Annotated in this window: 11 protein-coding genes and 2 pseudogenes; 7 read left to right on the forward strand and 6 right to left on the reverse strand. The window is 58.1% G+C overall.

The window, feature by feature from the left end; translation table 11 throughout:
- The 6 genes and pseudogenes from C7K08_RS10895 to C7K08_RS10920 all read left to right on the forward strand — a co-directional run.
- Window positions 1-402 (forward strand): annotated as a pseudogene (locus C7K08_RS10895) (glucose-6-phosphate dehydrogenase); the annotation flags it as partial.
- Window positions 403-485: 83 nt separating this feature from the next.
- Complete coding sequence (locus C7K08_RS10900; protein ID WP_106500645.1) at window positions 486-1,772, forward strand: glucose-6-phosphate dehydrogenase assembly protein OpcA; 1,287 nt, start codon at window positions 486-488, stop codon at window positions 1,770-1,772.
- Between the two features lie 13 nt (window positions 1,773-1,785).
- The gene (locus C7K08_RS10905) at window positions 1,786-3,246 is read left to right on the forward strand and encodes a cobyrinic acid a,c-diamide synthase CobB (protein WP_106500646.1); all 1,461 of its coding nucleotides are present in this window, start codon (window positions 1,786-1,788) and stop codon (window positions 3,244-3,246) included.
- Window positions 3,171-3,590, forward strand: a complete 420-nt coding sequence (locus C7K08_RS10910) for an acylphosphatase (protein WP_106500652.1) — start codon at window positions 3,171-3,173, stop codon at window positions 3,588-3,590. Before C7K08_RS10905 ends, C7K08_RS10910 begins: the two co-directional genes overlap by 76 nt.
- Window positions 3,577-4,155: a histidine phosphatase family protein gene (locus C7K08_RS10915; RefSeq protein ID WP_106500653.1), complete on the forward strand. Its 579-nt coding sequence runs from the start codon at window positions 3,577-3,579 to the stop codon at window positions 4,153-4,155. Before C7K08_RS10910 ends, C7K08_RS10915 begins: the two co-directional genes overlap by 14 nt.
- Window positions 4,146-4,847, forward strand: a complete 702-nt coding sequence (locus tag C7K08_RS10920) for a GAP family protein (protein WP_106500647.1) — start codon at window positions 4,146-4,148, stop codon at window positions 4,845-4,847. The genes C7K08_RS10915 and C7K08_RS10920 overlap by 10 nt, the downstream gene beginning before the upstream one ends.
- Here C7K08_RS10920 and C7K08_RS10925 read toward each other — a convergent pair.
- From C7K08_RS10925 to folD, 6 genes are read right to left on the reverse strand one after another with little or no spacing between them, the layout of a single operon-like run.
- Complete coding sequence (locus C7K08_RS10925) at window positions 4,821-6,281, reverse strand: ATP-dependent DNA helicase (RefSeq protein WP_423218695.1); 1,461 nt, start codon at window positions 6,279-6,281, stop codon at window positions 4,821-4,823. The two genes, C7K08_RS10920 and C7K08_RS10925, sit on opposite strands and share 27 nt — an antisense overlap.
- Window positions 6,274-6,765, reverse strand: coding sequence for a divergent PAP2 family protein (locus C7K08_RS10930; RefSeq protein WP_106500648.1), 492 nt, complete (start codon window positions 6,763-6,765; stop codon window positions 6,274-6,276). The genes C7K08_RS10925 and C7K08_RS10930 overlap by 8 nt, the downstream gene beginning before the upstream one ends.
- The gene (crtE, locus tag C7K08_RS10935; protein WP_106500649.1) at window positions 6,762-7,652 is read right to left on the reverse strand and encodes a geranylgeranyl diphosphate synthase CrtE; all 891 of its coding nucleotides are present in this window, start codon (window positions 7,650-7,652) and stop codon (window positions 6,762-6,764) included. Before crtE ends, C7K08_RS10930 begins: the two co-directional genes overlap by 4 nt.
- The gene (locus C7K08_RS15550; RefSeq protein ID WP_161955891.1) at window positions 7,652-7,891 is read right to left on the reverse strand and encodes a hypothetical protein; all 240 of its coding nucleotides are present in this window, start codon (window positions 7,889-7,891) and stop codon (window positions 7,652-7,654) included. The genes crtE and C7K08_RS15550 overlap by 1 nt, the downstream gene beginning before the upstream one ends.
- A 34-nt stretch (window positions 7,892-7,925) precedes the next feature.
- Entirely contained in the window at window positions 7,926-8,423 is a 498-nt protein-coding gene (locus C7K08_RS10945) for a thermonuclease family protein (RefSeq protein ID WP_241537216.1), read from the reverse strand.
- Window positions 8,408-9,286: a bifunctional methylenetetrahydrofolate dehydrogenase/methenyltetrahydrofolate cyclohydrolase FolD gene (folD, locus tag C7K08_RS10950; RefSeq protein ID WP_106500651.1), complete on the reverse strand. Its 879-nt coding sequence runs from the start codon at window positions 9,284-9,286 to the stop codon at window positions 8,408-8,410. The genes C7K08_RS10945 and folD overlap by 16 nt, the downstream gene beginning before the upstream one ends.
- Before the next feature lie 43 nt (window positions 9,287-9,329).
- On the opposite strand from folD, the pseudogene C7K08_RS10955 reads away from it, so the two are divergent.
- Window positions 9,330-10,285: pseudogene (locus tag C7K08_RS10955) on the forward strand (HDIG domain-containing metalloprotein); the annotation flags it as partial.

Genomic DNA, 10,285 nt, shown 5'->3' on the forward strand with positions numbered 1-10,285 from the left:
GTGCATTTATTTGATTCAGCCGGTGCTGGCCCCACCGCAAACCAATTAATTTTGCGAATTCAACCCAATGAAGGGGCTGATTTCAGATTTGAGGTGAAAGCCCCAGGTTCCGGCATGCGCAGCCGACCTGTTGACATGGATTTCTCCTACGACGAATCCTTTGGTGAACCCTCCGATGAGGGTTATGTGCGCTTGCTGGCCGATGCCATGCTCGGCGATCCCACCCTGTTCACCCGYAGCGATGAGGTGGAGGCAGCTTGGAGGCTCTACACCCCATTGGTGGAGTTGATCGAACAGCAGCCTTGGCAATTGCCGGTTTATCCCTATGAAGCCCGCACTTGGGGTCCTGCCGCCGCMGACAGCCTCCTGGCCCGCGATGGTTTGCTCTGGCGGCGCCCCTGATCRGATCTGTTTTTCTAGGCATCATTAAAAACAGAATTATTTCCAAATCAGCTTTTTACCCCTAACCCAATTCCCCTAAAACCATGGCCCCCCAACTAACCCTGCAAGCTCCCTTGGAACTACCACCCCAGGAGGTGCCTGATTATCTGGGTCGCCTTTGGGAGGGTGAACAGGAGCAGGCCAATGGGGCCAGCACTTTCTCGCTAGTGGTTTGGGAACCAGCCTGGATAGAGCAGCAATTAGTGCGTTTAGGCCGCCTAACTGGACCCATCAATGGCCTCGAGCGACCTGAATTGCTCCAAGCMGCCAGGGAGGCCATACCCGTTTGTGGTTTGCCGCCWTCCACCTCACCCCTCGCCCCTGAATTGGCTTGGCAATTGGGGCAATTACCAGGTGATGCCTCAGCGGAAGATCTCAGAGGTCAACAGGTAGATGCAGCGATCAGCCGCCACCAACCGCGCCGCTTGATCACCCTTGCCCCCACCCTTGATGGCCATCGGCCCCTCGAAACCCTTGTGGCGGCCTACTGCCCCCTGCCTGAAGAAGGCCCCATGACGAGTGTGTGCGGCGATGTGGTGGTAATGCGCGGTGGCCTGGGCGCCCTGGAGCATGGCTTGCAGATGGTTAATCCCTTGATTTCAGCCGAATTGCCCTGCTGGGTGTGGTGGAACGGCTGCCTTGATGAGGCACCGCAACTGTTTGAAGCCGTGAGCCAAGCGCCGCGGCGCCTGGTGGTGGATACCGCCATCGGTTCCCCAGCGAGGGCTTTGGAAGTGCTTTGTAGCCGAGCAGCCAGCGGCCAAGCGATCAGCGATTTGAACTGGTATCGCTTGGTTAGTTGGCGCGAAAGCCTTGCCATGGCCTTCGATATGCCTAGCCGCAGGGATGCCCTAGCCCATGTGGTTCAACTCGATATCGATGTGCAAGGTCATCAGCCCGTGCAGGGTTTATTGATGGCGGCCTGGATCGCAGATCGGCTCGGCTGGCAGCTGGAGCACACCTCTAAGGCTGAGGGTGATGGCATTTTGGCCAGCTTCCGCCGGCCCGATGGTGTTCCTGTGCGTTTTCGGCAAATGCCCGTTCCCGTTGGCACACCAAGCACCCATCCAGGCAGCTTGGTTGGTTTGCGGCTGGTTTGTGAGCCAGAGGGTCGCACACCCCTTTGCGTAATTTTGTGCGGCGAAACCGGCGGTTGCATGCGCCTTGAGGCCGGGGGCATGGCCCGGTTGGAATTGGTTGAGGAGGTGGTARCAACAGCGGTGGAATCAGCCCAGAAAGAGGTTTCCCGCACCCTCAGGGGTGGCCACGACAGCACAAATCCGCTGTTGTGTGCTGCCGCACCCCTTGCTGCCAAGCTGCTGCCAAATTGATTTGTGCCACTAATTGGCCCTTCTGATCGCGGCCCCCTGCAGCAGCAGCGGCAAAACCCTGCTCTGCTTGCTCCTGGCGGCTGCGGCCCGCAGCAGGGGCATAGGGCTGCAAACCTTCAAGGTGGGCCCCGATTACCTCGACCCCCAATTGCTGGCTAGCGCCAGTGGTCGCCCCTGCCGCAACCTTGATTTATTGCTTTGCGGTGCCCCATGGGTGCGGCAAAGCTTCCACTGGTGGAGCAACCAGGTRCCCCTCTCCCTGGTGGAGGGGGTGATGGGGCTCTWYGACGGCCGCGGCCCCAGCAGTGAAGGCAGCAGTGCCGCCATTGCCCTTGAACTAAATCTGCCGGTGCTTTTGATGGTGGAAGCCAGTCGCCAGGCTGGGTCCCTCGCKGCTCTTGTGCGGGGCTTTCGCGACCATGAACCCAAATTAAATATTGCTGGGGTGGTGCTCAATGGGGTTTCCACCAGTCGCCATCAGCAATTGCTCCAGGAGGCCATGGGCAGCATCGCCATGCCGGTGCTTGGGGTGATTCCCCGCGATGAAAGCTTGGAATTACCCAGCCGTCATTTAGGCCTGGTGCCCCCTGCAGAGCAGGAGGCTTGGCCGCAACGGCTTAGCCAACTTGGYCAAAAGGCAAGCCAATGGTTGCAGCTGGAAAMGCTTTTGGCGCTGATGGCAAACCCAAATCAAAACACTCTTCAAACTCAAAGCCAAACTAAAAACCCAGCTCAAAACCCCATCAGCTGGTCCCTCGGCACAKTGTTGAGCAAACAMAAAGCCCACCAGCAARCAACTCACCAGAAATCARAGCAACGGCCCTGCGTGGTTATCGCTAGAGACAAGGCCTTTYACTTTTGTTATCCGGAATTACCAGAGTGGCTCGAGGCTTTGGGCTGCCAGGTGCAGTGGTGGGCACCKCTGGAAGATCAAGCGCTTCCCGAGGCTTGTGCTGCCCTTGTGCTGCCAGGGGGCTACCCCGAACTTCAGGCCAAGGAATTAAGCCAATGCAAACGCAGCCTTGGGGCAATCAACCAGCATTGCCGCCTTGGTTTACCGCTCTATGCCGAATGTGGCGGACTGTTGCTGCTCGGCCAGGAGCTCCTMGATGCCGATGGGGAAGCCCATCCCATGGCTGGGGTGCTGCCCTTTCGCGCCCAACGGGGTGCCTTGAGCCTCGGTTACCGAGGGGCCACACCACTGCGGGCTGGTTTGGTGSTCAGGCCAGGTGAACAATTGCAGGGCCATGAATTTCACCGCTGGCAGCTGCAGGARGCCCCCGCTCAAAAAGCTGCTGAGCAGGCTTGGCGGTTGGAAGGTTGGGGGGTGCTGGCTAGGGTTGAGGGATGGACCAACGCCGCTCTTCACGCAAGCTGGCTTCACCTCCACTGGGGTGGATGCCCTTCGATACCCCTTCGGCTGCGGGACGCAGCAGTAGCCGCGAACGCCAAGAGGCAAACGACGCAGAATTAAACCGGCAACGCTTTGCCCCTAARCGCCACCCACTCACCCCAGAGCGTTGGCGTTTGTTAGTGCGCGGCCACGTGCAAGGGGTGGGCTATCGGGCGGCCTGTAAGCGCAGGGCCACGGAACTTGGTTTGGCTGGTTGGGTGCGTAATTGCGCTGATGGCAGCGTTGAAATCCAGGCGGAAGGTGTGCAGCAACACCTGGCTGAACTACGGGTTTGGTGCGAGGCTGGCCCMACGGCCGCCMGGGTGGATTCAGTGCTCACCAGCATGCTTGCCCCCACAGGCGCCGATTGGTTTGAAATTCGCCCCAGCCAAACCAACCCCAGCCAAACCAATGCAAACAAATAAACAGATCTGGCTGCTGCGCCATGGGGCAACCGAGTGGAGCCGCAACGGCCGTCACACGGGCAGCAGCGATATTCCATTGCTGCCAGAGGGGGAAGCGGAAGCCAAAMGGCTTGCACCAATGCTTGCCAACCACCAGTTCAAACAGGTGTGGGTGAGCCCGCTGCAAAGGGCCAGGCGCACCTGTGAGCTAGCAGGGCTTGGCGGGCAGGCGCAAATCAACGAGTTGCTGCGCGAATGGAACTACGGCGCCTATGAGGGCATCACCACGCCTGAAATTCGCCAAACCGTTCCTGGTTGGAGTGTTTGGAGCCATGGCTGCCCTGATGGCGAGGATGCAGCTGCCGTAACCGAACGCTGCAACCGCGTGATTGAAGCGCTGCTGGCAGTTGAGGGAGATGTGGCCCTATTTGCCCATGGTCATATCCTAAGRAGCCTTGCAGGCACTTGGATTGGCCAGGGGGCTGTGGGRGGCAAACACCTGGCCCTTGGCACCGCCACCAGCAGTGTGCTGGGTTTCGAAAGGGAGAATCAGGTATTGATGCGCTGGAATGCCCCATGCCCATAATTCGCACCATCACGGAATTAACCGCCTGCGGTTTGGCGGTGGCCTTRAGTCCGTTGGATATTGCCCTGGTTTTTCTGTTGTTATTGGGGGCAACACCATTCCTGCGCTCGGGCCTATTTAGCCTCGCCTGGTTTTTTTCAAACAGCGCTGCCATTGCCCTATTGCTCACCGTTGGCCGCTCCCTCACCCTTTCGATGGAAAGGGGCAGTGTGCAACAGGTGGGGCTTGATCTATTTGCCGCCGGAGCCCTGCTGGCCTTGGGTATTCGCGAATTRGATCCAAAACCTGAGGGTTATGAAGACCTCTCAGAGGGTTGGATTCATAAGTTGGAAAAAGTGGGCCARCTGCCTTTRCTGGTGATGATGCTGGTGGCACCTTTAACCCTGCTTCTGAGCCCAGATAATTTATTTTTGCTGGCAAAAGGCGCTGCCCTCGTTCAAGGCGGCAAYTACGAAACCAGCAGTGAAATCGGTTTAATCATCTACTTCAGCTTGATCAGCAGTTTGTTTTTATTGCTGCCCATTCTTTTACTGCTTGTGGGMCGCCAGCAGGTTTTACCACTCCTGCAAAAAGGCAAACAATTAATTGAAGATCGCAGCAGCTTGATCCTYGGCGGCTTAAGCCTTGGCCTAGCCGTTTAYCTGGCTTGGCAGGGCTGGACGGGCTTAGGCAATTTTCAAATCATCACTTAGCCATTGGCTCCAGCGCTGCTGYTGCTCAATGGCMAGATCAGCCCGTCCAACTAACCAMACCCGGCGCCTTGCGCGGCTTACGGCCACATAAACGAGTTGACGGCGCACCTCCTCCTGCTGGGGCCAATACACATCAGGGGCAACAAATACATCGCTAAAGCTGCTGCCCTGGCTGCGATGCACCGTGAGCACAGCAGCTGGCCCCACGGCAGCAAAGGCATCACGCARCAGGAAATACTGGCGCCACAACAAACTTCTTTGCTTTCCAGTGGCTGCTTTAGCTCGATTGCGGAGATCGCTAAGGGCTAAATCCAASCGCTGGCGCCCATCACTGCCGGGGGCAGGCGCCAATCGCAATTGCAATTGGGTTTCCCCTGCCTCCACATCAACCCGCAAGGTTTCAATTACTGGCGCATCAGGCAAGCCCAGATCAGCCAGGTCGCAGCGATCGGGTGTTACATCACGCACCACCAATTCCCGGTTKGARCCCAACACCAGATCCGCCTGCTCACTATTGGCTAAGCCTTCCTGGCAGGCGGGAGCCATCACCGCAGCCCGGGTAATCAATACCTCCCCAGGCAACACGGARAGCTGATCGGCCATCTCCCCATGCAAAGCGCGGCGAGCRATCGGCACTAATCGCTCCAGGGTGCGATTAGTGAAACAAAGCAAACGGGCRTGGTCGGGATCAAAATTTTCACTGCTCAAGCGCAAGGCCGCCTGGGCTTCGGCTATCCACTCATCACGGCCAACCACCGYCACCTGGCCCTCGGCAGTGTTGATGGCAGCCAGCAAAGGCGGCTGGCAACTGGGCAGCGCCCCGCTGCGCAATCCACTGGCCAGCTTGAGCACAGGTCCACCGTGGCGCACCACCTCTGTTAGCTGCAGTTGAACAGCCCGTTGCAGGGCAAATACGGCACTGGTGGTTTCACCAACTGGCGGCAACTGGGCGGGATCGCCCACAAACACAAGCCTTGTGCCAAATGGATGGGCGCATTGCAAGGCGATTTCCAAGAGCCTGCTATCCACCATCGACGCCTCATCAAGCAGCACCAAACCGATTTGCTCYARGGCGGTGGCGGTTTGTTCGGTGGGTTCGCAGCTTTCCCGTTCCTCCATGCGGCTGAGCTTGAGGCGCAACAGGCGGTGGATTGTTGAGGGGTACCAGGTGGGCCGTAGTCCCTGGGAATCCAAAGCGGCCCTAAGCACGCCCACGGCCTTATGGGTGGGGGCAGCCACGGTCCAGCAGAARCCCGCCCCATCAGCWATCTCAAGAAAGCGCACCGAGAGGAAGGTTTTACCGGTRCCGGCATAGCCACTGAGCACAAATGGCTCACCGCTGGCCGGTTGGCTTAACCATGCCTTAAATGCTTCAAGGGCTGCTGTTTGTTGGGCGGTTAGAACAAGGCCATCGGAAGTTGTCAGTTCAACCAACCCCCACAAACAAGCCAAAGCGCTGGGCTAGGGCCAGGGGGCTGCCAAGAAAGGCCTCACCCAAAATCGCCACCAGCGGGCCCAACAAACTGCCCACTAACACCTGCGGGCGGCTATGGCCAAGGCTGGTTTTAAGGCTTGCTAAACCTTGGGCTTCCCCGAGGCTATTAAGCCGTTCCGCCATCTTTCCAGCTGCCCTGCGCACGCCGCTGGCGTCGTACATCACCACAAAAGCCACCGTTACGGCAAGGGCAAACAGGGGCGAATCCAAGCCGTTTTCCCAAGCGATTGCCGTTGCCGTTCCAGTTACCAAGGCGGAATGACTGGAGGGCATGCCACCGGTTTCAAGCAACACCGCTGGCCGCCAACGGCCGTGTTGGAGCAATTCAACAAATAATTTTGAAAGCTGGGCCACACCGCAGGCCACGAGCCCCCAGGTGAGGGCGCTGTTATTAAAAAATGCAGCGGCAATTGGGGTTGTCATCGGTCGCGGGCGGTGATGTAGCCCGCCAGAGCGAGCAGGGGCTTCGCTGCTTCACTCCAGGGCTCGAGCACCTGCTGCGCTTCCTGCACCAGGCTATCGGCACGATTTCTCGATGCCTCAAGCCCCAACAGTTTCGGATAGGTGGTTTTATCTGCGGTGAGATCTTTACCGGCGGTTTTACCCAACACTTCACTGCTGGCGGTTAGATCGAGAATGTCGTCGATGATTTGAAAAGCAAGCCCTATGGCACGGGAATAACAACGCAGGGCCGTTAATAAATTCTCTTCAGCCCCAGCGATAATCGCCCCACTTAAAACCGCCGCTTGAAGCAAAGCGCCGGTTTTATGCAAATGAATGTATTCAAGCGTAGCTAAATCAACCTCAACCCCTTCACTGGCTAGATCAACGATTTGGCCGCCAACTAAACCTGGGGCGCCAGCCGCCAAAGACAATTCGCCCACCACCTGCAGCAACCGATCCGCTGGCACCCCAGGGCTGCGCAGGGCAACCATTTCAAAGGCTCTTGTTAGCAGGGCATCACCGGCAAGGATGGCTGTGGCTTCSCCATAAACCTTGTGGTTGGTGGGCCTACCACGGCGCAGGTCGTCGTTATCCATGGCCGGCAGATCATCGTGGATCAGCGACATGGTGTGGATCATCTCCAGGGCGGTGGCCGTTGGCAAAGCCAGRGCTGGATCACCGCCCGCCAATTCGCAACTGGCCAAGCAGAGGATTGGCCGCAGGCGTTTACCACCGGCCAATAGCGAGTAGCGCATGGCCTCCCGCAGGGATTCAGGACGTTCCGGGCCAAGGGCCTGCCCTAGGGCCGCCTCCACCACTTCACGGCCCTGGAGCAGGTATTGCTGAAAATCAAAGCCASCAACCATCACTCCACCACACGCTGCAGYAGTGCAGCCATAGCCTCRGGCAATTCCACCACCAAAGTAACGCTGGCAAATTCGCTCACTTCTGGGCGATTCCARGGGATCGCCCCATGGGCWARCTCAAGGGTATGCATTAAATCCAAACCGGAAAGGCTGCGCAGCTGTTCAGCTGAGGGCCCAGGAAATGATTCCGGCGAAAAAGAGGAAGGGGCGCAAACCATGGGCCCACCAGCGGAGAACATAAAAAAAATATTAAGACGGCGGCGGGTTGTTTYCCTAGGGCTCTTGGTTGGCATCGTTTAGTTCGAGGCGCAAATTCCAGGGTCGCTGAATTCCTCCAGGCCGATTCCACACCCCCACTCCCAGCTCCCTAGCTGTGGTTTCAGCGGCCCCATAGGGCAGGTCATCGCAACGGCCCAGGTAACCGTCATGAACAAAAAGCATGCCGTTTTTCAACATTTCAGGCGCCACATCAAAACCACCGCGGCGCACCACGCCAACAATCCGGTCGTACACATCCCTTGCCCGYAATTCAACCGTTACCGCAGTTCCCACTGGTAATTCACTRGCAAGGGCRGCTTTCGAYTGCTGCGCCCATGGCTGCTGACTCTGCTCCGGCGCATCCACGCAGGCAAGCCGCACCCTTCGATCGCTGCGGCCAAGCCGCACAACAACCACTTGGCCATTTTCAACAGACATCACGGTGCCCTTTTGAAGCGGCAACACTTGCAGCGGCAGGGCTGCCAAAAGCAAAGCAATCAAAGTCCCTGGCATGGCTCAGCTAAAGCATGGCGTTGCGCCCACATCCTCAGCGTATTCAGCAGCAACATCGTTACGGTCATGGGGCCCACACCACCGGGCACCGGCGTGATGGCCCTAGCCAAGGGTTCCACCTCAGCAAATCTCACATCACCGCATAAACCGCCCTCCGGGCGGCGATGGATCCCCACATCCACCACCACCGCCCCTGGGCTCACGTGGTTTGCACCGATCAAACCAGGCTTACCAGCTGCCACCACCAACAGTTCCGCATCGCGGCAAATGCCCTCCAGGTTGAGGCTGCGGGAATGGGCAATCGTTACGGTTGCGTTGGCCTGTTGAAGCATCAACGCCATCGGTTGCCCCACCAAAATGCTGCGGCCCACCACCACCGCTCGCATGCCCTCCAAAGGGAGCTTGGCCTGTTTCAAAAGGGCCATTACCCCGGCGGGAGTGCAACTGCGGGGCCCCACTTCCCCCCGCAGCAGGCGWCCTAAATTGAGTGGGTGCAGGCCATCTGCATCTTTATTGGGATCTAAAACTTGAAGCAATGCCCTGTCGTTTATGGAAGCTGGCACGGGCAATTGCACCAAAATTCCATCAACGGCTGGATTTTTATTTAGTTCATGCAGTTCCAACTCAAGGGCAGCTTGGCTGATATTTGCGGGTAGATGGCTGCCAAAACTTTTGGCACCAATGCGGGCACAGGCCTTTTCCTTATTAGCCACATAAACAGCACTGGCTGGATCATCACCAACCCTCAATACAGCTAAACCTGGGGGCCTACCAGCCTTGGCCAAGCCTGCCGCAATAGCAGCCGCCATGCTGGTTTCAAGCTGGGCCGCCAGCAAGCGGCCATCCAAGCGTTGAGCGGCCATGGCAATTGCAGGAGCTAGCGTCAGTCTGACGTCCGGTGCGTCGGTGTCTTTAGTTCCCCCTCCAGTTCAGCAAAACAAGCTTCCACAGCAATGGCGCACAGCTTGTAAATTCTGGCGCCGTTGGTTGCGCCAGGAAATGCCTTGGCGCCTCAGCAGCCACTGGAGCAAACAAGACGGCGCGCTGCTKCTGCTCAGCTGCATGCTGGTGGGGCTGCTATCGGCCTGGCCCTGGCTGGTGCAGCCCACCCTGCGGCCAGGGGTGCCGGCCCCCTTTGAGGTGCGGGCGCCGCGATCAAGCACCGTTGTTGATAGTGAGGCCCTGCAGCAACGGCGCTCCCAGCTAGGCCCCCGCATTCAGGTGCAAACCACCGATGCAGCAGCCAGCCGGCAATTACAGGAACGGCTTGAGCGCCTATGGCAGGAATTGCTCAGCAGCAGCAGTGGCAACGAAAAGCAATTGGCCCCGGTGAATCTCACCCCCGCAGAGCTGCTGTTCTTAAAGGAATCAAMCCCTGAAAGCTTGCAGATTTGGGGACAACAGCTCAGGCTTGCCCAACAAAAAATGTTGGCCCAAGGGGTAGTTGCAACCCTTGCCCATGGCCAATTGCTYCAGGCCAGCTGGCTGCAATTGGGGGAACTGCCAGAACCGAGCCGCAGCCTTGGCGCAAAACTGATAACTCGCTCCCTGCAGGGCAACAGCAATCTGCGGATCGATAGCAACCTCACCCAGCTGCTGCTCAATGATTTAGTGCAGCAAAATGGMATACCAAAATTTCAAGTGCGGGCCGGTGAAGTAATCACCCGCCGCGGCGAGCCCATTAGCCAAAGGGCCTACGACGTTCTCGATAATTTCGGCCTAATCAGCCGCCGGCCGGCAACGCAACTATTTGTGCAGCGCTGGCTTGAAGCCAGTGTTGGGGCGGCCCTATTGCTGTTGATCTGCCGCCGCTGGAAACCAAACCTTGAGGTATCCCAAGCCCTATTGGTGCTGGGCAGCCT

It is taken from the genome of Synechococcus lacustris str. Tous, from assembly GCF_003011125.1.
GTDB lineage: Bacteria > Cyanobacteriota > Cyanobacteriia > PCC-6307 > Cyanobiaceae > Synechococcus_D > Synechococcus_D lacustris.

Excerpts from the sequence above, each read along its gene's own strand:
- C7K08_RS10930 (WP_106500648.1), bottom strand. The coding sequence starts at position 6,765 with ATGACAACCCCAATTGCCGCTGCATTTTTTAATAACAGCGCCCTCACC.